The organism is Haloarcula sp. CBA1129 (genome assembly GCF_008729015.1).
GTDB lineage: Archaea > Halobacteriota > Halobacteria > Halobacteriales > Haloarculaceae > Haloarcula.
Genome location: NZ_RKSM01000003.1, coordinates 76,681 through 99,566 on the forward strand (window position 1 = coordinate 76,681; position 22,886 = coordinate 99,566).

Genomic DNA, 22,886 nt, shown 5'->3' on the forward strand with positions numbered 1-22,886 from the left:
AACCGAAGGCGGTGGATTCGCCTGCCGTTCGAAGAACCGGTTCAGTCAGCCAACGAGATGTTCTGCCGGAGGTCGTCTTCGATTGCCTCCAGCGTCCGACCCTTTGTTTCGGGGACGTAGCGGTAGACAAACACCAGTCCCACGAGACTGCAGAGGCCGAACAGCCAGAACGTCGCAGAGGTTCCGACGCCGTCAGTCAGGATGGGGAACGTCAGCGACACGAGGAGATTCGCACCCCAGTTAGCGACGGTGACGACGCCCATCGCGGACCCGCGAACGGAAAGCGGGTATATCTCTGAGATCAGGAGCCAGAAGACCGGCCCGAGACCGATTGCGAAGAAGGACACGAATAGCATCAGACTGATTGTGGCGATGACGCCGAGGCCCCCACCAAGACCGGGGAGGTAGAACACGGTACCGAGGACGGCGAGCGTCGCAACCATCCCACCGACCCCGACAAGCAGGAGTCGGCGACGACCAACGCGGTCGACGAGCATAATCGCCACGACGGTCATCACCACGTTGATTGTCCCGATACCAACTGTCGCAAGGATCGAGGCGACGTTTCCTAAGCCAGTGGATTCGAGAATTGTCGGGGCGTAGTAGATGACCGCGTTGATACCAGTGATCTGCTGGAAGACGGCGAGCCCTAGACCGACGACGAGCGCCGGGCGGAGCCACGATGCCAGCAGATCACGAACGCCGGTTTCGGACTGCGTCTCGACAGTCTCCTCGATTTCGCTGAGCTCCTCATCGACACCGCCGGAACGCGTCCGTTTGAGGACCGCTCTGGCCTCGTCTTTCCGCCCGTGTTCGAAGAGCCAGCGCGGGCTTTCGGGCATCTTCAGGATGCCAATGGCGAGGATGACAGCTGGGACCATCCCGGCACCGAGCATCCACCGCCATGCGCCCGCATCGGCGAACGCGTAATTGACGAAATACGAGAGCAGGATTCCGGTAGTCACCATGAGCTGATTGAGCGAGGTGAGTCCGCCGCGAATGCTGGGCGGCGCGATTTCGGAGATGTACAGCGGCCCAACGATCGAGGCGAAGCCGATGGCGACGCCGTCGATAAGCCGACCGGCGACGAGGACGGGGACGTTCGGCGCGACGGCCATCGTGAACGACCCGATGAAGAACACGATGGCCGCAATGAGGATGAGGCGACGGCGACCGAGGCGGTCGGCTAACTGGCCACCCACGGCCGCACCGGCCGCGGCCCCGGCCATCGCGCCACTGACGATGATCCCCTCGACGAGCGGCGACATGACGAACGAGTCCTGAATGAACAGGAACGCGCCCGAGATGATCCCGGTGTCGAACCCGAACAACAGTCCGTTCAGCGCGGCTAACGCGGAGACGACGTAGACGAATCGGTCGCCGTCACCGCGGAGGACGTTACGTATGGTGGCTGTGGACATCCGTATAAAATTGAACTCGAATCTGTGTAAAAGTCTTTCCAAGTCTCTTCGCACGACGGCGGAGCCTCGGGAGTGACCTGCTTTCAGTGCGGTACTGATATTCAGCTACAGCCGTCAGCGCACGGGTCTGCGATGAGTGAGCATTCCTATTCCGCAACTGCACCTTCTGTGATGATTTTCGCGAGGTGCTCCCGATCGAACAGATTCGTCTCTGTAAACTTTTCAGGGAAGTAGCGCTTCGCGTATCGTTCGATCATGAATAGATTGTGCAGCGGGCCGGTGTAGATCGGGCCGCCACGAAACACTCTGTCATTCTGGACGGCCCGCAACTGACTGCCCACTTCGTGGTCTTTCATGTACGCGAGTACTGAGTTCTCGAACTCTTCGCGGGTCTTCCCTTCGCGATGGTATCGCAAAAGGAGTGAATCCGGATCCACCTCCAGTAACATCTCGTAATCGAGCGACTCCGAGCCCGAATACCCCTCGACTCCGGTATCGGCAAAGGCGTCGGAAATTCCGAGTGTGTGGAAGTGTTCCTTGTTGGTCCCGTTTCCACTTATTCGATACGGCGTGAACTCCTCTGGTTCCTCGCCGGCGAACATGAGCGCGGCGTTCGGTCGCTCTTCCGGAGCCGGGAGCCGAGCCTGAACCGTTGCAACAAGTTCGTCGTGGATTGAGCGGATTGCCTCGAAGCGTGCCCGTTCCTGAACCATTTCAGCCACCTTCTCGAAAGCCCCGTACAGGCTGTAGTACCGGTAGTCGTGCCAGTCGTCAGTCTGTCGGAAAATGAGATTCCCGAGAAACGGTGCGACGTTCTCCCGAATCTCTGTGAGGTCAGACTGGTCCCATGCTTTGAGCCAGTCTGTCAACGCATACGGGTCAATGAGGTGCAGGTCCGCGTCCATCTCGTAGAACGGCTCCTTGGAGACGCCGTCGTTCCAGAGCTGTGTGAGCGCGTCGAGGTCGATAGAGACTCCCTCAAGGTCCTCGTAATGGAGCGTCTTGTACCGCCCACGGTACCAGATCGACTGCACTGCGTCGCCGTGACCGAGCGCGACCAGCATATCGATGTAGTCCGCGGTGAACGGGGCGATTGTCTCGGGAACAGAGTCGAACTCGACGGTCCCGACCGGTTCCATCGTCACGGAGTACGATTCGTCGGAAGTCGCTGGGGCGGTCGCAGTAGCGCTCGTTTCGGCATCCGTAGCAGTGTCGCTGGCCGCAGTCACTGAAGACTCCTGACCGCTGTCGCCCAAGCATCCGGCGAACACTCCGCCACCGACGAGTGCCCCACTACCTTTCACAACGTCTCTCCGTGTCAGTCGCTCGAACGGTGCGGTATCCGAGTCCGTCATTCGAACTCACCCGTGACGATATCGGCGATTTGCTGCCGGTCGAAGAGTTCGGCGTCGGAAGTCACGTCGCCGAAGATATCGGGATAGAGCTGTTGGGCCGCCCGTTCGGTCAAGAAGAAGTTGTGGATCGGACCTTGGCGGAGGTAGCCGCCGCGATACACGCGTCCGTTCTGTACGGCGGTCAATTGACTGCCGACGCTGTGGTCCTGCATGAACTGCAGGACGGTCTCCCGGAACTCGGTCGCTGATTTTCGTTCGTGGCCGCGGACGAGGATAACGTCTGGATCGACCGACAGAAGGGTTTCGTAGTCGTATTCGCCCCGATTGGTCGTACTGAGATTGTCAATATCGGTTCCGGCAAGCGCATCAGTAACGCCGAGGTCACGCCATTGTTTCTTGCTCGTGCCCTTGTCGTTCAGTCGATAGGGCGAGAACGACTCCGGTTCGTCAGTGCCCTCAAACGTAAGGAGGACGTTCGGACGCTCCGCAGCCGGCGGGAGTTGATTCTGCAGGTCGGCGATATACTCGTCGTGTAGCTGCTTGAACGCCTCGTACCGCTCCCGTTCCTGAAAGACCTCCGCGACCTTCTCAAAGGCCTGATAGAGTGTGTAATACCGGTAGTCGTGCCATTCATCGGAGCGACGGAAGATCATGTTTCCGACGAACGGAGCGACGTTCTCGGTGATTTCGTCGACGTCTGACTGGGACCAGTCGAACCAGTTGACGAGCATCTGTGGATCATAGAGGTGTACGTCGCTGTCGAGTTCGTAGAACTCCTCTTTCGTTCGGACCTCTGGATTCGCGTTGATCGTCTCCTGATCGACGGAAACACCGGGGAGCTCGTCGTAGACGTACGTGTAGTAGCGGTCCGCCCCGCCGATACCTGTGAGGCTATCGGCCTGCCCGAGGGCCACACCCATGTCGGCGTAGGCGCCACCGTAGGGAAGCCATCGCTCGGGAACCGTCTGGAACGTAACTTCGCCCACTGGCTCCATGGAGACGGTATATGACTCCGTTTCGGTCGCTGTGGCTGTCTCAGTCGGCTCTCTATTCTCGGTAGCAGTGGTTTCTGTAGCAGTATCGCCTGAACACCCAGCGAGTAAACTGCTGCCCACAATAACCCCTCCAGCTTTAATGTACTCCCTGCGCGTCGGCCGTTCGAGCGGCGTTCCTTCGGTATCAGTCACTGTGTCTCACCCGTGATTATGTCAGCGACCCGCTGGCGGTCAAAGAGCTGTTCCTCGGCGGGGATTTCGGGGCATGGGTCGCCGTCGACGTAGCCCGGCCACGTACCGAACTGCTCGGGATACAATTGCTTCGCGGTCATCTCAGTCTGGAACAGGTTCAGGATCGGACCCTGTCGACGAGCACCTTGCGCGTATATCTGCCCTTCTTGGACAGCAGTGATGTCTCTTGTCACCTCGTTGTGCTCCAATTGTGACCGAATATCGTCGAGATTGTGAGATCCCGTCATTGGGCCCAGAACGAGCAATACGTCCGGATCAGCTTCGAGAAGCAATTCGGAGTCGAGTGTGATGTTCCGCCCGTCGTCGCCGTACCCGTCACCGACGGCATCGGCTAACGCATCGGTCGCACCCAGCGGACGGGTGTGGGCAGCGTAGTAGCCCGGGTAGTTCATCTTATAGCCCCAGATTGTCTCGTCGGAGGTGGAAAACAGGACCAGAGCCGCGCTCGGCCGCTCACTTTTCGACGGCAGGCCCGCCCTGATCGTCTGCAGCATCGACTCGCGGACGGCTCTGAGTGCCTCGTACCGGTCGGCCTCCCGAAACACCCGCGCGACCTTTCCGAAGAGGTCCCAGAGCGTGTAGTATTCGTACGTATCGGCCCAGCCCGACGGTGGTTTCTGGTGAGTGCCGCTGAGCGTGTTCCCGAACCACGGACCCACGTGCGACGCTATTTCTTCGAGGCTGTTGTCGTCCCATCCCTCAGCTGTGGCAACCTTCGCTGGGTCCGCTATATGGACATCGCTATCGAGTTCGTACAGTTTCTCTTTTGACGGCGGCCACGAAGAGTACAGACCGTCCCAGTCGACTGCGACTCCCTCGAGTCGCTGGAGGAACTTCCGATACAACGACTGGTGGTATTCGGGCGCGTGCATCGCGTTGATCGCGTCACCTCGCCCAAGCGCGACCAGCATGTCGACGTGGTGGCCCAGTATTGTGAACACGTCCTGTGGAACCGATTCGAACTCGACGGGTCCCATCGGCGACAGTGTAACCGAGTAGCCGCTGTCAGCCGCCGTCGGTTCAGCCCTTGTGGGTGACTCGTCTCCTGTGCTTGTTTCAGTCGGGGGTAATTCGGACTGCCCGACACAGCCCGCGAATAAGCTTCCGCCCACCACCGCGCCGCCGTACTTCATGTAGTCCCGTCTCGTTGGGGCCTCTCGGCTCGTGTCATCTCTCGACATAATTGTTAGGCCAGCCTAAAATTATATAACTGCTTCGACTTTAGGCGCACCTGAAAACAGGATCTTGAAACATCCATACAGTGTCGGCTATACGTCTGTCAAGAACGATACCATCTCGGGGTAGCAAATATCTTACAATAGGTACAGCCGACAGTATTAGCTCAGTCACCCGTTTGCTGTTCGAGTGCTGAGTTTTCATTCCAGACCTGTTCATGGGAAGTGATATCTCTGTGCTGTCCTATCAGAGCCAGATTTGTACCAGCGATTCACAACTGTCTCGGGAGCGGTCGAAACCGCTCCGGTACCGCTGACAACTCCAACAGCGGAACCGGGTAACGTACAACAGTAAAGTGTCCTTGCTGTGGACACACTAGTATGGCTGACGAGGAGATCGACGACGTGGACAGAGCGATTCTGTACGCGTTACAGGAGGATGCTCGAAACATGTCGTCCGGTGACATCGCAGCGCGAACGGATACGTCCGACAGCACCGTCCGCAAGCGCATCAACCATCTCGAATCCAGCGAGATTATCAAAGGGTACAGTGCTGATGTCGACTATCAGCAGGCGGGCTATCCGCTCCGGATGTTGCTCTACTGCACTGCGTCGATTCCCGAGCGAGGTGATTTAATCCCCGAAATTCTCGATATAGACGGTGTGGTATCGGTACAGGAACTGGTCACCGGCGAGGAGAATCTTCTCGTGACGGTTGTTGGCGAATCGGATAGCGATATCACGCCCGTCGCGCAGGCACTTCTCGATATGGGGCTGACGGTTGCCGACGAAGTGCTCGTTCGGAGCCACGAGACGACGCCTTTCGGTAAGTTTGATTCCGGAAACGGGACATAGCTGACCACAGAGTCGCTGCCCCAGAGTTGTAGTCTGGATAACTGCGTGTGCGGGACTACACGGCTGGACAAGTCATCGGTGTGGCTGATCCATGTGCAGCAACGATGTGATTCTCTGAGCAATCCTACCGAACAGTTTGGTAATACCGTCCCATCTCAACAGCCACTTCGTCCCCAATACTCGAGCCAGTGTCCATGTGAGTAGAGATTCGTCTTCGAAGAGTTTTGCCGGCAGAGGTCGCGAAACACCTGTCTGATCCCCTGACAGTGTTTTCGCTGGAAGGTCAATCGTAGGATCATAATGTTCTACCATTCACTATTTTAGGAACAAATTGGTAGTATAGAAGGATTTAATAACCAGTCCGTTCGCACTAGGTGTGAAGACAACCAGATCGGCCAATCACAGTCTGTGGTTACCGTGACCGGTTACGAAAACGATGTCAGGACGCAACTCAACGACGACGGTTGGATCACTCCCGGACACGACGGTTGAATCGCCGCTCGTGCCCGTCGCACTCACATGGCTCGTGTGGTCGATGTTCGCCGCGAGCATCGCTGTGCTTGCCGCCCGGGTCCGAGCTGGGTTCACGTGGGAGATACCCGGCGTTGTCGCTGTCGACGGGCTGACAGTTCTGCTATGGGTGGTCGTCACCTTCTTCAGCGGGATCGTTCACAGCTACTCGCGCCGCTACATGGCTGGCAGTCGTCTCAAAACGTCCTTTTTCGGTGCTGTATTCGGATTCACGGTGACTGTGATGGGGCTGGTCGCGGCTGACCACCTCGCGCTGTTCGGGGCGCTGTGGCTCGCGATGGGGCTGCTGATGGCGAAACTCATCGGTATCGTCAGCGGCTGGGAGCAGGCACAGGCGGCTGCGGCGGTCGCCCGCAAGTACTTCATCGCCAGCAGCGGACTTCTCGCCGTCGCGCTGACGACACTGTGGTGGACGACCGGTGCGACCACGGTTTCCGGAATTACGGCGGCTGCCGACACACTTGCTGGCCCGATGTGGCTGGTCGCCGCTGGCGCGCTCGTGCTCGCGGCGATGATTCAGTCCGCCCTGATCCCGTTCCACGGCTGGCTCCTCTCCTCGATGACAGCGCCGACGCCTGCCTCCGCGCTGATGCACGCCGGGTTCGTCAACGCGGGCGGCATTCTGCTGACCCGCTTCGCGCCGGTTATCACCGTTGACCCCACGCTCATGCTCACAATCGTCGCTATCGGCGGTGCCAGTGCTATCGGCGGGAAGCTCCTGAAATCAGTTCAGACGGACATCAAGGGCAAGCTCGGCTGTTCGACCGTCGGCCAGATGGGTTTCATGATCATGCAGGTCGGTCTCGGCTTCTTCGGGGCCGCTATCACCCACCTCATCCTGCACGGCTTCTACAAAGCCTACCAGTTCCTCAGCGCAGGCGGACAGGTCGAACACATGAGCCCGAGTGAGGAGACACCACACACGATAGGAACGACGACGACCATCCTCGGTATCGTCGTGACGCTGCTGACCGGTCTTGCCGGTGGCGCGCTGTTCGCGGTCCTGACAGGGAAGGGGGCGAAGGTCGATGGCGGCCTCCTGTTGACCTTCTTCGTGGTGTTCACGACGCTCCACGCGGCCCGGGACGCTGTCCAGCACACCTCGCTTCCGGCAGCGGCCCGCTACGGGGCTGTCCCGGTGGTCTTTTTCCCGGCTATCGTCATCTACGCCGCGGTCTATACAGGCGTTGCGGGGCTCATGCCTGTCGGCCCGGCAACGACCGAACTGACGCTACTACACGGCATCATCGCCGTCGTTTTCGCCGGTATCTACACCGGCATCGAGACTGGTGTCCATGAGCGCAGCCAGCGCCTCTACGTGGCGCTGCTGAACGCCGGCCAACCGGCAGCCGACACTGTCCTGACCACGACGGAGGAGTACAATGAGTACTGAACCCACCGTCCACGACAGTATCGAGACCGCAGCGACCACCGTCGGCTCCCTCTGGCCCATCCACTCGTTCGTGACGGCAAACCCACTCTCGGGGTTCGAGAACCAGCCTTTCAGTGAGGCGGTCACGCAGGCAGCCGACTTGTTGGGCGGCCGCGGCTACCCCAGCGAGGAGACGTTCCGTGCGGCGCTGCAGCGCGGCCAGATAGACCCGGCGGTTCTCGACACCGAACTCTCTGAGATCGGCTACGAGGATGACCCCGAGATACTGCTCGATCACATGGCCAACGCGGCCGAGACAACGGACAGCGATTCCGACACCGCCACCGACCACGTCGACCAAGTGTTGACGAAATGGCTGTCGGCGTTTCTCGACGAGGGCAGTGCTCACTGGTCGATGCCGAACCGCGAAGCAGGGTTCTACACTGCCTTCCGCGGGGTCGCTGAGCACGACGGCGAAATCCCCGACGAGGGGATCATTGCCGATCTGCCTGAAACGCCGAGTGAAGCCATCAGGGACGTGCTTGAGCCGTTCCCGGAGAGCCAGTGGGAGCCTATTTTCGAGGCAGAACTGGCCGCTCTCCCGGGCTGGACAGGACTCATCAAGCAGCGTGCCGACGACGACGGCGCGTGGCAGTCGGCGCACCCGATTTCGCTGGCCGGGTACCTCGCTGCGCGTCTGGCCCTGCTGGATGCCGTCGGTGCTGACATCGCTCCCTCGGATGACAGTCTCGACCCGCATCCAGCCGCCGAACTCGCCGGAGCGTTCTTGCGTGCTTGGGAAGCGAGCTACCGCAGTGATCTGGTCGAAACCGTCGCCGCGGAGAGCCAGTCACTCGCGGACGGCAGCAGTTCGGGCCGCCCGGACGCGCAGATGGTCTTCTGTATCGACACCCGCTCGGAGATCATCCGTCGCCACATCGAGGCCGCGGGCGACTACGAGACCCACGGGTATGCCGGTTTCTTCGGCATTCCGATGGAGTATCAGGGCTACGACGCCGACGTGTCGGTCGACGCCTGCCCGCCGATTCTCGAACCGCAGCACCGCATCACCGACGTTCCGACCGACGACGACACCAAGGAGAGCCACGACCGCTTATCGGGAATCCGTGAAACCGCTGACGAAATTATCGAGACGTTGGAGGCCAACGCCGCCACGGCCTACGGCTTTGTCGAGACTGCTGGAAGCGGGTACGGCCTCGCGCTCGCGGCCCGCACGCTTGTCCCCGGACGCGTGCATGACTTATTTGACGCAGCTGACGGCTCGGTGCCCGACGAACACGAGTTCTGTGACCCGCTCGTTCACCACCAGCACACCTACGCCGGTGATCTGCCGGTGGGGCTGACCACTGATGAGAAAGTCGAGTATGCCGCCACTGCATTCGACCTGATGGGCTGGGAGACGTTCAGTCGCCTCGTCGTCTTCACCGGCCACGCCAGCGAAACGACCAACAACCCCTACGATTCGAGTCTGGACTGTGGTGCCTGTGCCGGCAACCCCGGCGGTCCGAACGCTCGCGTGCTGGCGGCGATCTGCAACGACACAGAAGTCAGGACCGCGCTCCGCGACCGCGGCTTCGACATCCCCGAAGACACTGTCTTCCTCGCCGGCGAACACAACACGACGACCGACGAGGTGGAACTGTACGACAGCGACGTTCCAGAGACCCACGCCGCCGATATCGAGCAGTTGCGCGCCGACCTCGCTACCGCCCGCGACAACGCGGCTGCCGAGCGCGTCGGGTCGATGGGTGCCGACGTATCGTCGGGGGTCAGTGAGACGGAGCGCCGCGCCGCCGACTGGGCCGAGACCCGCCCCGAATGGGGGCTGGCCGGTAACGCCGGGTTCGTCGTCGGCCCCCGCGAACTGACGAGCGATGTCGACCTCGACGGCCGCGCGTTCCTCCATTCCTACGACTGGTCGACCGACCCTGACGGCGAGGCGCTGGAGGCGATACTCACCGGGCCGATGGTCGTCACGCAGTGGATCAACACCCAGTACTACTTCTCGACGGTCGACAACGCTGTCTACGGCAGCGGGTCGAAGGTGACACACAACCCCGTCGGCAACGTCGGCGTCTATCAGGGCAACGGCGGCGATCTGATGACCGGCCTCCCGCTGCAGTCGCTGATGGCCGCTGACGACGAACCGCACCACCAGCCGCTTCGCCTCTCGACAGTCGTCCATGCTCCGGTCGACCGCGTCAACGGCGCTCTCGCTGACCACGCGGAGCTAACGGACCTGCTCGACAACAACTGGCTCTCGCTGACAGTCGTCGATCCAACGCAGGACCACCGTGCCTTCGAGTACGAACAGGACTTGGAGTGGTCGCCTCTGTCGGGGCTATCCGAAGCCGACCTTGCGGAATCGACCGCTCCGGCGGTCGCAGACGACTGAACCGGTCCGAACAGGGCCATCGTGAAAAGCGTATCACTGCAACGGGACACAACAGACCGGAACAGCCGCATTACGCACAACTGTCTCGGTGACACTTCCGATAAGGTAGCGTCTGAGGCCGGATCGGCCGTGTGTTCCCATCACGACGAGGTCGATATCGTGCTCCTCGATGTAAGAGAGAATCGTGCGCGCAGCCGGCCCGCTTGCGAGACTGCCTGCGACGCTGACATCCGCTGCTCGGGCACGTTCACGGACTCTCCCAAGTGCCTCCTGTCCGGTTTGTTCGAGTGAGTCGTGAATCTCAGCTGTGCCCTCAACACTGTCGAACCGACCCGTATCGACAGAATAGACCGTGTGTACCGTTGCGTCATACAACTCAGCTATCGTCACGCCCCATTCGATCGCCAGTTCTGCTCCCTGACTGCCGTCAGTCGGGACGAGAATGTTTTCATACCGCTGGTCGCCGATTTCGACGATGTCCCCGTCCGGAGTTACCGTGACGATTGGAACGTCTGCGGTCCGGAGCGTCTTTTCTGCAACACTCCCGAGAACAGCCCGTTCGAACCCTGTCCGCCCTTGTGTCCCCATAAAGATGAGATCGATGTCATGGGTCTCGACGTAGTCGTTGATCGTCTGGAACGGGATCCCAGATTCAACAGCAGTAGTGATCGGACCAGAGAGGTGGGAACGGCCGAGTCCCGCAATGGAATCGACCGCCTGTTGTGCCTCTTCCTCGAAAAGACGCTCTCGTTCGGTCTGAGCACGCGAGTCCAGATCGGGTTCGATGTCACGGGAGTCAATTACTGACAATACATGGAGGTCCGCCCCGACTGTAGCGGCGAGATCGATACCTCGCAGTGCTCCTATCCGTGCCCCATCACTGCCGTCGGTCGGCACGAGAATCGAATTAATTGTCCGGCTCATGGGCGCAGTTTGGCACACCATTGATATAACGTTACGTTCGATTCTCACCACACTGTCGCACAGTGAACTCGGTTTTATTGTGCCACCCGTCCGTATTGACCTCTGAGAGAGCGTCTACGTACAATCCAACCTGAGAACCACTGCATCTCTACTGTCGACGCGCTTCGTTTCCCTCGGATCATTTCGAGCGCGGTCTCAAATTGACGGCAAATTCAATGCTTACCCCCTTTCCGGGACGGCTCACAACCGTTAGTAAAACGCGACGTGAATCGTTGCAAAACGCCCATAGAGCCAGTTCGAGTACATCACGGTGCAGCGAGAACACACATAGAAGTCGCCATACTCCACCCGACGGGCCAGCATCAGCCCAGCAGTAACTGCGCCGTCGTCGCGCCACACTCCGTGTTTTCGGAGGGGTGCCGTTTAGCGTGGTTTGAGCCCAATATCCTCTGCCAGTAACTCGTGTGACCGGAGTGCGTCAGCGTGGTCGCCGACGACGTGCTGAATCATCACCTCATCGACCCCGACACGATCAGACAGTTGTTCGAGAAGGTCGCTGAGCGTGTCCGGGCTGCCGGAGATTGCCCGCGGCCACTCACCGACATCCAGCGTGGCAGGCGTCGGTTCGGGCACGGCCCCAAGCTCGTCGATAGCTTCCTCGACAGATGGAGTCGTTCCAATGACCCCTCGCTCCATCCGCTTGAACGATGCTTCGGCCACGGCACGGAGCCGTGCCGCTTTCTCGTCGGTCTCGGCACAGACCGCGTTCACCGCGACCATTCCCTGTGGCTCGCCGACGCCGCCGGCCAACTGCGACGATTCGAAGTGGTCCCGGTATTCCTCGAACGAACGGGTAGCCAAGTTCGGTCGAATGAACGCGGCGAAACAGTAGCGCAGTCCGAGTTCGCCGGCCAGCGCCGCGCTTGACGGGCTTGACCCCAGAACCCATGGGACAGGTGTTTCCGCATCTGAACGAGGGATTTCGAGATCACTGTAGGCATGACCGTCCGGGTAGCTGTCATAGAGGTGCGAGACGACAGCCTCGATTTTTTCGGCGTGGTCTTCGTCGGGGTTCCGGACACGGCGATCTGTCCCGAGTGCGCGGTCGACAGCCGGCGAACCGTTGGCCCGTCCAAGCCCCGCGTCGATGCGTCCCGGAGCGAGCGCGTCGAGAGAGCCGAACAGTTCTGCAACTTTGAACGGGCTGTAGTGATTGAGCAGGACCGCCCCCGATCCGAGCCGAATTGAGTCGGTTTCGGCGGCGAGGTTGCCGAGCAGTACCTCGGGTGTTGTTCCTGCGAGCGTGTTCCCCATCCCGTGATGTTCCGCCACCCAGAATCGGGAATAGCCGAGACGTTCGGCCTGCTGGGCGGCATCGATGGTGTTTGCATACGCGTCAGTCGCAGTTCCGTCATCCGGGACCGGAGAGAGATCAACGATTGAGAGGTCCATATCCGCCCACAACGGTTGTGAGCTATAACCGTTCGGCTACTAACAGTGTGAGAGTATCTCATACGGAGCGATCACTCTGATCCGCGGCGGCCCTGTTGTTTGCCACCACTACCCGACCGACTGTGTACTTACAGCGGTGTGCCACAGCCCGGACACAGCGGGGGGCTGGCGTCGGGGAGTGAAAGCCCGCAGTGTGGGCACTCGCCCTCGCCTTCTGGCGTCCGGATTTCCGAGACAATGTCGGCTGTCTGGGTACGGATTGCATTTTTCGTGGCTATTCCTGTGACCGCATCAGACGGGTCCTCCCCACGATACTGAGACAGGGCGAACTGGGCCCGCTCTGCAACAAACTCCTCGTCTGCGGTGAGAGCGTCGAGCCGTGCTCGCGGGACCGACTCAACGGAATCAACACCTGCAAGCAAACCCAGCGCTTCGGCCGCCCGGCCACGGACGTATCTGCTTTCGTCTTCGAGACATGAGACGAGCGCCTCCATCGCGTCTGTAAGCTGTTCGGGACACGCACAGCCAACAACGACGAGAGCTGTGCTCAGGTGATAGCGGATCAGTTCGCTATCTGCTCGAAGGTGGTCGGCGAGCGAGTCGACTTGATAGCGGAGTCTCTCGGGACTTCCCAAGGCGACGTGTGCCAGAGCCTTCGCTAATTTCTCTTTTACTTCTGGCTTGTCGAACTCCAAGCCAATGCGCAGATCCGCTACGACTTCAGGCGACGTGACAGCATCGGGGTGGTCGACGGCGACGTAGCCCAGCGCCTCTGCACACCGGGCGCGAACGTAGTAGAACTCTGACTCATCCGCCAGTCGCTCAGCAAGCGTCGAGACGACCGGAACGACACTGTCCGGCGCATCCTCGCTGACTGTGACGAACAATTTCGCCGCTGTGAGTCGTGTTGGCCGCTCGCTGTTCTCTACAAACTCGGTGAGCGACGGCAGTACGCCGTCGAACAGTTCCGGCTGTTCGTCAGCAGCCGCTTTGAGTGACCGCAAGCACGCCTGTTGGTCAGCTGGTCCGGCTGTCGAAAGCCGCTCAAGTGCTGTCAGTGCAGCAGCTTTCTGTCCCTGTTCGAGTAGTGTCGCAATCTCTGTCTCTGGAGGGGCACTGGGTTGGTCGTCCATCGGTTCGTTGCCGGTGGTTCCTAGAGAACCCATAAAACCCCTTGCCTCCCGGCTATTGCTCGGATCGAACACAATCGCCAACTGTTGAAGCGATTATAGCATTGCTGGCTCAACATTTGGGTATTAATATGCTACTAATGAACCCATATATTGATTTATGGTTAGATAATGGTGTGGTTTGGACTTATCTTGGAGCTATATGAGACATTAAACACGGCATTCGACTCTAGCCGTTAACATCGAAGCCGGTCGGTCCATCTGTCGCGTCGCATTTTAGTATAATCCGCTCACATCGGGAGGGTCGAAATATGAGTAAACACCGTACATCTCTGTGCATCTGGTAAAATAATGCTCAGCGTAACGGGTATGCGCATCGGTCCACTGGACCTGTCGAACTTACAGCCGCTGCAGACAAAAACTAAATGATGATGTAGGTTTTCGATTCGCATATAGATGGAAAGCAAACGCGCGTCGTTCGAGGGGGCTCTCGAAGCATTGGGTGTGACAGTTTCCACCACTACCAAGTCCGAACTCGAAGCCGCTGTTACGGAGGCGGTCACGGAGCCTGCAGTCGGGATCGCGCTCGACGAGACGGTTGGGGACGAGGCGGTTTCACTGACGGAGACGCCGGTAACGGTCGACCCCACCCCGGTCGCGCTTCGCGAGGCGGCCACCGGCGTCACCGGTGCCGAACTCGGTGTCGGCGACTACGGTTCACTCGTCCTTTCGATGACTGAAACGGCCAGCGAACTCGTGAGCCTGTTTGTCGAGCGGCATGTCGCCATTCTTCACGAGGACGATATCAAGCCCGACATGGACGCAGCGGTGGCAGAACTTGACGAGCGGTTCACCGAAACTAACGGGAGTGCGATTATCGCAACAGGACCGAGTGCAACGGCCGACATGGGGGCACTCGTCAAAGGGGCACACGGAGCCAAAGAGGTCCACGTCATCATCGTGGAGGAGGGGGCGTGACGATGGCGACGGCCGACGAACTCCGTGAACTGATGCGAACCGAAGGAGCGGCAATCGCGGAGAACACGCAGGGGTTCAACGCGGGGCGCTACGACTCTGTTGGGGACCTAGAAGACTACGAAGCGCTCAAACAAGCCGCACGCAGTATCAAGGAGGACGCCATCGCGGAGCTTCCGGATCTCCTCGACCAACTAACGGAAACCATCGAAGCGAACGGGGGGACGGTGTACATCGCCGATGACGCCGCTGACGCGAACGAGTACATCCGCAACGTCGTCGATGACCGAGCGGCTGACCGGGTCGTCAAGAGCAAGTCGATGACGAGCGAGGAGATCGAGGTCAACGACGCGCTCGAAGCGGACGGCGTTGACGTGGTCGAGACGGATCTGGGCGAGTGGGTGTTGCAGGTCGCCGACGAAGCCCCCTCCCACATCGTCGCGCCGGCGATCCACAAGTCCCGCGAGAGCATCGCAGAGCTATTCAACGAACGGTTCGATCCCGACGAGCCGTTGGAGACGGCCGAAGAACTCACCCACTTCGCCCGCGAGAAACTGGGCGAGCAGATCATCAACGCGGAGGTCGGCCTCACCGGCGCGAACTTCATCGCGGCCGATACCGGGACGATGGCACTAGTCACTAGCGAGGGCAACGCCCGCAAGACGGTGGCCGCGACAGACACGCACGTCGCCGTCGCTGGCGTCGAGAAGGTCATTCCGACGGTCGCAGACCTCCATCCGTTCATCGAACTTATCGGTCGGTCGGGCACTGGGCAGGATATCACGTCGTACGTCTCGCTATTGACGCCACCGGTTGACACGCCGGTCGTCGATTTCACCGACGACGAAACGCCGCTGTCGGAATTCGATTCCGACCGTGACTTCCACCTCGTACTCATCGACAACGGTCGGCTGGACATGCGGGACGACGAACACCTCCGGGAGACGCTTTACTGCATCCGGTGTTCTGCCTGTTCGAACTCCTGTGCGAACTTCCAGAGCGTCGGCGGCCACGCGTTCGGCGGAGAGACGTATTCGGGTGGCATTGCGACCGGGTGGGAAGCCGGCATCGAAGGGCTAGACGTGGCCGAGGAGTTCAACGACCTCTGTACCGGGTGTACGCGCTGTGTAAACGCCTGCCCGGTCGGCATCGACATCCCTTGGATCAACACGGTCGTCCGCGACCGCATCAACCGCGGCAAAGACACGCCCGGGGACTGGCTCGTCGACGGCCTCACGCCCGACGAAGAAGACGATGGTGCGCCCCTGCAAAAACGCTTTTTCGGCAACTTCGAGACCGTCGCAAAGCTCGGGAGCGCCACTGCGCCCGTGTCGAACTGGCTTGCCGACACCGGCGTCTCGCGGCAGGTCATGGAGCGAGTGCTTGGCATCGACCCACGACGGGACCTGCCGGCGTTCGAGCGAGAGACGCTCGTCGATTGGGCCGCTGCCCGTGACTCACAGGTGGACGACCCCGAACGCCGGGCGGTGCTCTATCCGGACCTGTACACGAACCATGTGCAGGTCGAGCGTGGCAAAGCCGCCGTGAAGGTGCTCGAATCGCTGGGCGTCGACGTGGTGGTTCCGCCGGCCCCGTCCAGCGGCCGCGCGCCGCTGTCTCAGGGAATGGTTGCGACGGCGACAGACCATGCCGAACGGGTCACCGAAGCCCTCGAACCATACACGGCAGACGGTCGCGACGTGGTCGTTATCGAACCGAGCGACCACGCGATGTTCACACGGGAGTACGAGCGTCTCCTTGACGAGTCGGCGTTTACTGACATTGCGGAGAACAGTTACGAGGTGTTCGAATACGTCTTCGGATTGCTCGATAACGGAGCGTCCATCGAAGCACTCTCGACTGTCGCTGGCGCTGAAATCGCCTACCACAGCCACTGCCAGCAACGGACACTCGGGCTTGAAGCCCACACTGTCGCTGTGCTCGAAGAGTGTGGCTACGACGTCGTCACCTCTGACGTTGAGTGTTGTGGCATGGCCGGGAGCTTCGGCTACAAGTCCGACTACTACGAGCTGAGCATGGACGTTGGCGACCGACTCCGGACGCAGTTGCGTGACGACGGCGTACAAAATCGACCCGTCGTCGCTAGCGGGACCTCCTGTCTGGAGCAGATCGACGCCTTGCTGGAGCGACAGCCACGCCACCCCATAGAGCTCCTAGCGACATAACCGAGCCGCGATACGCGTTCGCGCGATGAGGAATCATCTAACGCGTGTACGTCCGTTATTTATACCGCTTTTATATCCGCCACATGTGTTGCGGCCGCGCATTGCGGTGACACCCCCGGTCCGAGATGTCGCGGGTGCCACCTGACACGTGCACATTGTGCCTTGTCCTGTCAGCGGTCTGCAATGAGAATACGCCTCCTACCGACAGCTACTCGCGCAGCGACGGGGCAACAAACTGTCCGTTGTCGAACTCGATCGGAGATGGCTCCTCGACGACGCGCAGGTCCTCGCGGCCGCGCGCCTCCTCGACCAGCGCCGGCGACGCGTAGAGTCGGTGGAGATGCATCGTGTCGGCCGCACGGAGCACACGAACGGTGTCGGTGTCGACGACCCCTATCGTCGACAGCGTGGCGACGATGCCAGCCCGGTCAGTTTCGACCACTGGCGGTAGTTTCACCCCGCGAATCGTGCTCGCAGTGAGCGCATTGATAAGCGACGTCTGTGCGTCGAGGTCTGCGACGATGTCCTCGTGGATGACATCCGCCGAGCCGACGCCCATCGCGTTCCCGTGGGTCTTCTCTGTCAGCCCGCGTGTGAAGATACGCTTAATATCCGGCGTCTCGGGAGCCGGCTCGTTAATCGAGAACGGTCGGCGACCGATGACGTTGGTATCGAGTCCCTGACCGCTGATTTCCTTTCCTTGGCGGTCGAATATCACGAGATCGATATCTTCGAACGGGAGCGTCGGCATCCGTTCGTAGGCGGTCTCTAACAGTTCTGCCTCACGGTCGAGGAAGCCACTCGGCGGCACGCCCTCTATCAGCGTTGTCTCGTCGTGTTGGTCCTCGACGATTGCGACGCCGCCGACGATGGGCAGTTCTTCGAGCAACTGGCCGGTAATCTCTGGGATCATCCGCCGGAACGACCAGTCGACGGCCCACTTGTGAGCGATCTGTGCGCCGCGCTGCTTGCCCATGCCGATGACGAGCATCTTCGAGAGCCCGCTCTCGACGGGTCCGTCGAAGTCCGTGTGTGGCTTGACGCGGTTGATGGGGATGATTGCATCAGCCGCCACAGCGTTGTCGTCGGCGACGACGGGCACGTCACGGTCAGGCGTTCGCCCGACTTCAACCACGTCCATAGTCGACCGGATTTCACAGCCGATGGCTGACTCGGTGACGCCGAGTTCGTTCAGCATCGTTCGCTGGCCCTCGCCGGTAGCGCCACCGTGGCTCCCCATCGCCGGGAAGACGAACGGCTCGTAGCCAGCGTCCGAGACCGCGTCGACGACGCCGGCGACAATCGTTGGAAGGTTCGCGATACCGCGGCTTCCGACCCCGAGTGCAACCTCACCGCCGTCGGGGACGTCGGCGAAGGAAAGCGACTCAATTGCGCGGGCCGCGTGTGTTGCGACATCATCCGGCGCTATCGGGTCCGTCTCCCAGTTCTGTTCGATGACACCGAGTTCGGGGAGTGGCGGGTCGCCGCAGGCGTCGACGATTGTCTCTTCGGGAACGGAGAGTGCGTCCGCCGCGATCTGTTGATCGCTTGTGTTCATATGCGGCATATCAACCCATCTGTTCATAAACGTGACCCACGGCTCGGCTGAACTGTCTCCGCCTCCCGTCACAGTCCAGCAATCCGGCAGCCGTGCCTGAGAACAGTCGCGTGTAAAATCACTCGCTCGTGTCCGGGATAACGAGTACGGCCACATCGTTGACGTTGGTGCCGGTCGATCCAGTCTCGACTGTCGCCTCTATCTCAGAGAGGTACGAGCCGGCATCGTTTGCGAGAAGTGCCTCGTGGGCCCGTTTGCGGTCGTCGATGGCGCTCGCGTCAGCGATAGCCCCGGCCACGTCGGAGCTCCCGTCTTCGCCGTCAGTGTCGACAGCAGCGATGACTGCGTTGCCGTCGTGGGACAGTGCGCCGGAGAGGACGAACTCCTGATTGGGGCCGCCTCGCCCTCCGTCCCCTGTTACGGTCACGGTCGTCTCGCCGCCGGCAAGGAGGACAGCCGGTGGCTCGACCGGCGTTCCCGTCGCCGCAGATTCCTCGGCAATAGCGACGAGCGGCTTCGCAACCTCCCGGGCTTCCCCGCGCAGGCGAGACGTGAGCACGAGTGGTTCGTATCCGGCTTCTCGCGCGACAGCAGCGGCAGCGTCGAGTGCGGTCGCGTTGTCACTGATGAGATGGTTCGTGACCCGGTCAAAGACTGAATCATCGGGAAACGGTGTCTCCGCTAGTTGGCCGTCTCGTCCAACTTTGAGGTGGTCACGAACGGCTGGCGGCGGGGTGAGATCGTACTGGTCAAACACACGAAGGGCGTCCTCGTATGTGGTTTCGTCCGGAACTGAGGGACCGCTACCGATGGTCGAGAGGTCGTTTCCGACGACGTCGCTGATCAGTAACCCGGCGACAGTAGCGGGAGCCGCACGCCGCGCTATCCGCCCACCTTTCAGCTCCGAGAGGTGCTTCCGGACCGCGTTGATCTCCGCAATCGGAACGCCGCCACTGAGGAGCCTATCGGTCGTCGTCTGGAGGTCCTCCAGTGTCAGGTCTCCGATCGGAGCCGACAGAAGCGCGCTGGCTCCGCCAGTCAGGACAAACAGGACGAGCGTGTCCGCGTCGGCAGCATCGACCGTGTCGAGAATATCGGCCGTCGCTTCGACGTTTCGCTCCGACGGTAGTGGGTGGTCGCCTACCGTACTCCGGACGGTTTCGGTGTCGATAGCTTGCTTGACGACAACGTGGCCGCCGCTGATGCTGTCACCGAGAACGGATTCGAGTACGCGTGTCACGCCGCCAGCGGCTTTCCCGCCGCCGACAATGACGACATCGGTGTAGGTGCCGAGGTCGTACGTTGTCTCACCGACCGTCAGCGTCTCGCCGTCACGGCTGACGGTTGACATGGTTGCGGCCTCTGGCGCAGCCGCGTCCACGGCGGCTTCGATGCAATTGAGTGCTATCTCGCGTGCAGCGCTGCCAGCCAGTGCGGCCCGGTTATGAATCATACCACTGCTTCCATCCGAATCGGTAAAAATCTCCCTCAGAACAGTGGCACCTCAGAGGAACTATCACTGAAGCGATGGCTCAGGTGAGTATTTGTCCCTTTACTATCAGGCGCAAATAACCGGTCTCAATGTGGCTTTGCTGTTCTATCAGCAACTGGAGATGCTTATTTCCCTTCAACACTGAGCGTTGATTCCAGCCCTCTTCGGAGGGGTACCGTTGGTTCATATCCAAGCAGTGTGCGTGCGTCACTGAGATCTGCTTCGCTCTCTCTGATATCATTCGTACGCTCGGGAACGTGCTTTATCGCTACATCCGCACCCACGACATCACGGACGGTTTTGGCGAGTTCGTTGATACTGACACTTCGTCCAGTTCCGACGTTGAACGGCCTGCCGATGGTATCTGTTGTAGCTGCAAGCAGGTTTGCACGTACGACATCATCGACGTAGACGAAATCCCGTGTCTGTTTCCCGTCACCTTCGATTGTGAGGGGGTTGCCGGCTTGTGCCTGACGAATGAAGGTTCCGATTACGCCGGCGTACTCCCCGTCAAGCCCACGCGGCCCATAGACGTTGAAGTAACGCAACGGGACTGTTGGCAGGCCGTATCGCTCTGTATAAAACCGTGCATACTGTTCACCGAGATGCTTCTCGATTCCATATGGTGTGCGTGGATCGGTTGGTTCCGCTTCTTTAATTGGGACTGTATCGGGATTGCCGTATACGGCGGCACTGGAGGCGAGGACTACCCGTGCATCCTGCTGTCGAGCGCAGTCAAAGACGGTGACGGTCGCAGATCCATTAACTTCGTGACAGTTGACTGGCTGCTCAATTGACTCGGGGACACTAACCATCGCAGCCTCATGAAAGACTATGTCAACGTCGTCCATCGCCTCACTGACTGTATCCCTTTCTCGTATATCTCCCTCAATGACCGTTACATTCTCTGGGAGGTTTGCCTGCTGTCCCGTTGAGAAGTCATCAAGGACTCGCACATGGTTTTCCTCCGCTAGCGCTGACGTTAGATGGCTTCCAATGAACCCAGCACCGCCGGTAACTAGCACCCGACAATTGCGGACATCATTCGTCGACATGTCATTCGGAGACGGGGTTTTCATCTTTTAAGTTATTCGTAGACATACGTCGCGTTTTCGGAGCGCATAACATTTGTATCGCAGGGTATTGGCCGGATTAAATCTATCAGGGATCATAGCTATGACGCGTTGTATCCTCACGCGTCAGATTATACTTTGTTACCTACTTTTTGCGGATAATACAGGATTGGGGCGATCTCGGAAAGCTGGGAATAACAATATGATAACTCGTTCACAGCAGAGCACAACGGAGTCCACCACTTGCCACAATGATACCACTATACGTACTGGAGCGTGTGGACGACCACACCGAACGACCGCTATCGAGAGCGGTTCCGGAGTGGGACTGAAATGTCGGATAGAGTACAGCAATCGCCCGCGAATGACGGTATCCGTGAGGTCTCAAAGAACTTGCCTGCAGTGGGACTCGTGGCAACCGAGTCAAACGCCGAGTGGATCGCGGCCGAGATTCTCCGCATACACTCGCGGGCACATCAGGCAATCGTTACCGCTGCTGTCGACGCGGACCCGCAGGCACTCGCTTTCGCCCGCTGGCTCGATGCAGAGGTGGTCGACCCGTCCGGGAGTCAGATCGAAACCGATACCCCCCGCGAGCGGTTGCGGCTGCACGCCAAGCAGTCCGGCTATCCGGGACTTGTGTACCACGGCGGGGAGGAAGGGTCGGTCAATCTCCCGGCAAGCCGCGAAGCGTTGAAGACTGCCGAGAAGTTCGCCATCGACGCCCGTATCGAACCGGTCACTGACCCAGAGCCGACTGTTATGGTCGGAATCCCGGCGTACAACGAGGCAGGGACAATTGGGAGCGTGGTGGAGTCGGCCATGGAGTACGCCGACACCGTCTTGGTAGTCGACGACGGGAGCACTGACGACACTGTCGAGGTCGCGGAGGCGGCCGGGGCAACAGTGTACGAACACGACCGCAACGTCGGGTACGGCGGTGCGCTCAACAGTATCTTCGAGCAGGCCGACCGGAGCGATACCGACTACTTGGTGGTGCTTGACGCGGACGGGCAACACGACCCGAGCGATATCCCGGAGTTGATCGAACAGCAACGGGAGTCAGACGCGGAAATCGTCATCGGGAACCGCTTCGATGACGGTGCCGAGACCGAGATGCCGCTATACAGACGATTCGGGCTGTTTACAGTCAATCTCATGACCAACCTCAGCCTTGGAGTCCTCACGCCGACCAAACGGATCAGCGACACGCAGAGCGGCTTCCGGGCGTACAGTCAAGCGGCGATAAGCTCGCTCGCGACGGACAACTCAATCGGTGACCGGATGGACGCAAGCACGAACATTCTGTACCACGCGCACTCGAACGACTACCAGATCGCGGAGGTGCCAACCACGATAGATTACGACGTGGAAACGTCCAACAACCTCGGTCCGGTCGAGCACGGACTGACGCTCGTTGGGAACATTATTCGAACAGTCGAGCGGGAACATCCGATCATGTTGCTCGGCGTTCCCGGAGTCTTCTTCGTTCTCGTCGGGTTTGTGTTCACCTACCTCACGATGTTCAACTATCTACAGACTGGGAGCTTCCCGCTAGGCCACGCGTTGGCAAGCACTACCTTCACGATCACCGGTATCCTCGCGTCTTTCACCGGAATTATTCTCCACTCGCTTGAACTGTACCGCCAGTAGCCGGGATCATAAAAGCGCACCAGTTGTATTACCGTGTGCATCACTTTCGGTCAGGTAGGGTTTACCCTATT

General features: G+C 59.9%; 16 protein-coding genes. 6 read left to right on the forward strand and 10 right to left on the reverse strand.

All coding sequences use genetic code 11. The features are described 5' to 3' along the window. Positions 1-41 precede the first annotated feature (41 nt). The 4 genes from Har1129_RS18225 to Har1129_RS18240 form a co-directional block, all read right to left on the reverse strand. Positions 42-1,421 (reverse strand): sugar porter family MFS transporter, encoded by a 1,380-nt coding sequence (locus tag Har1129_RS18225; RefSeq protein WP_151102254.1) that lies wholly within the window; start codon positions 1,419-1,421, stop codon positions 42-44. A 146-nt stretch (positions 1,422-1,567) separates the two neighbouring features. Continuing rightward, the gene (locus Har1129_RS18230; protein WP_151102255.1) at positions 1,568-2,776 is read right to left on the reverse strand and encodes an ABC transporter substrate-binding protein; all 1,209 of its coding nucleotides are present in this window, start codon (positions 2,774-2,776) and stop codon (positions 1,568-1,570) included. Continuing rightward, positions 2,773-3,963 (reverse strand): ABC transporter substrate-binding protein, encoded by a 1,191-nt coding sequence (locus Har1129_RS18235; RefSeq protein ID WP_151102256.1) that lies wholly within the window; start codon positions 3,961-3,963, stop codon positions 2,773-2,775. The genes Har1129_RS18230 and Har1129_RS18235 overlap by 4 nt, the downstream gene beginning before the upstream one ends. Then, the gene (locus tag Har1129_RS18240) at positions 3,960-5,204 is read right to left on the reverse strand and encodes an ABC transporter substrate-binding protein (RefSeq protein WP_370455452.1); all 1,245 of its coding nucleotides are present in this window, start codon (positions 5,202-5,204) and stop codon (positions 3,960-3,962) included. The genes Har1129_RS18235 and Har1129_RS18240 overlap by 4 nt, the downstream gene beginning before the upstream one ends. 375 nt (positions 5,205-5,579) lie before the next feature. Between Har1129_RS18240 and Har1129_RS18245 the strand changes: the two genes are divergently transcribed. The 3 genes from Har1129_RS18245 to Har1129_RS18255 all read left to right on the forward strand — a co-directional run bounded on the left by Har1129_RS18245 (position 5,580) and on the right by Har1129_RS18255 (position 10,372). Beyond that, positions 5,580-6,053, forward strand: a complete 474-nt coding sequence (locus tag Har1129_RS18245; RefSeq protein WP_151102257.1) for an Lrp/AsnC family transcriptional regulator — start codon at positions 5,580-5,582, stop codon at positions 6,051-6,053. 436 nt (positions 6,054-6,489) lie between these two features. Continuing rightward, on the forward strand, positions 6,490-7,977 hold the full coding sequence (locus Har1129_RS18250; protein ID WP_151102258.1) for a proton-conducting transporter membrane subunit: 1,488 nt from the start codon (positions 6,490-6,492) through the stop codon (positions 7,975-7,977). Continuing rightward, a complete protein-coding gene (locus Har1129_RS18255; RefSeq protein WP_151102259.1) occupies positions 7,967-10,372 on the forward strand; it encodes a DUF2309 domain-containing protein in 2,406 nt (801 codons plus the stop codon). The genes Har1129_RS18250 and Har1129_RS18255 overlap by 11 nt, the downstream gene beginning before the upstream one ends. 33 nt (positions 10,373-10,405) lie before the next feature. Here the strand turns inward: Har1129_RS18255 and Har1129_RS18260 are convergent, their stop codons facing one another. The 3 genes from Har1129_RS18260 to Har1129_RS18270 all read right to left on the reverse strand — a co-directional run bounded on the left by Har1129_RS18260 (position 10,406) and on the right by Har1129_RS18270 (position 13,881). Continuing rightward, positions 10,406-11,296, reverse strand: coding sequence for a universal stress protein (locus Har1129_RS18260; RefSeq protein WP_151102260.1), 891 nt, complete (start codon positions 11,294-11,296; stop codon positions 10,406-10,408). Between the two features lie 423 nt (positions 11,297-11,719). Continuing rightward, complete coding sequence (locus tag Har1129_RS18265; protein ID WP_151102261.1) at positions 11,720-12,748, reverse strand: LLM class flavin-dependent oxidoreductase; 1,029 nt, start codon at positions 12,746-12,748, stop codon at positions 11,720-11,722. A gap of 128 nt (positions 12,749-12,876) precedes the next feature. After that, entirely contained in the window at positions 12,877-13,881 is a 1,005-nt protein-coding gene (locus Har1129_RS18270; protein ID WP_151102262.1) for a HEAT repeat domain-containing protein, read from the reverse strand. A gap of 453 nt (positions 13,882-14,334) precedes the next feature. Here Har1129_RS18270 and Har1129_RS18275 point away from each other — a divergent pair, with 453 nt between their 5' ends. Together Har1129_RS18275 and Har1129_RS18280 are read left to right on the forward strand one after the other, a co-directional pair. Then, the gene (locus Har1129_RS18275) at positions 14,335-14,856 is read left to right on the forward strand and encodes an LUD domain-containing protein (protein ID WP_151102263.1); all 522 of its coding nucleotides are present in this window, start codon (positions 14,335-14,337) and stop codon (positions 14,854-14,856) included. Positions 14,857-14,858: 2 nt separating this feature from the next. Continuing rightward, positions 14,859-17,039: an LUD domain-containing protein gene (locus tag Har1129_RS18280; RefSeq protein ID WP_151102264.1), complete on the forward strand. Its 2,181-nt coding sequence runs from the start codon at positions 14,859-14,861 to the stop codon at positions 17,037-17,039. Positions 17,040-17,247: 208 nt separating this feature from the next. Here Har1129_RS18280 and Har1129_RS18285 read toward each other — a convergent pair whose 3' ends face one another. The 3 genes from Har1129_RS18285 to Har1129_RS18295 all read right to left on the reverse strand — a co-directional run bounded on the left by Har1129_RS18285 (position 17,248) and on the right by Har1129_RS18295 (position 21,144). Continuing rightward, the gene (locus Har1129_RS18285; protein ID WP_151102265.1) at positions 17,248-18,597 is read right to left on the reverse strand and encodes a DUF362 domain-containing protein; all 1,350 of its coding nucleotides are present in this window, start codon (positions 18,595-18,597) and stop codon (positions 17,248-17,250) included. A 118-nt stretch (positions 18,598-18,715) separates the two neighbouring features. Then, on the reverse strand, positions 18,716-20,050 hold the full coding sequence (locus tag Har1129_RS18290) for a glycerate kinase (protein ID WP_151102266.1): 1,335 nt from the start codon (positions 20,048-20,050) through the stop codon (positions 18,716-18,718). Positions 20,051-20,214: 164 nt separating this feature from the next. Next, positions 20,215-21,144, reverse strand: coding sequence for an NAD-dependent epimerase/dehydratase family protein (locus Har1129_RS18295; RefSeq protein WP_151102267.1), 930 nt, complete (start codon positions 21,142-21,144; stop codon positions 20,215-20,217). A 429-nt stretch (positions 21,145-21,573) separates the two neighbouring features. On the opposite strand from Har1129_RS18295, the gene Har1129_RS18300 reads away from it, so the two are divergent. Beyond that, positions 21,574-22,815: a glycosyltransferase family 2 protein gene (locus Har1129_RS18300; protein WP_225307856.1), complete on the forward strand. Its 1,242-nt coding sequence runs from the start codon at positions 21,574-21,576 to the stop codon at positions 22,813-22,815. The last annotated feature ends 71 nt before the right edge of the window (positions 22,816-22,886 follow it).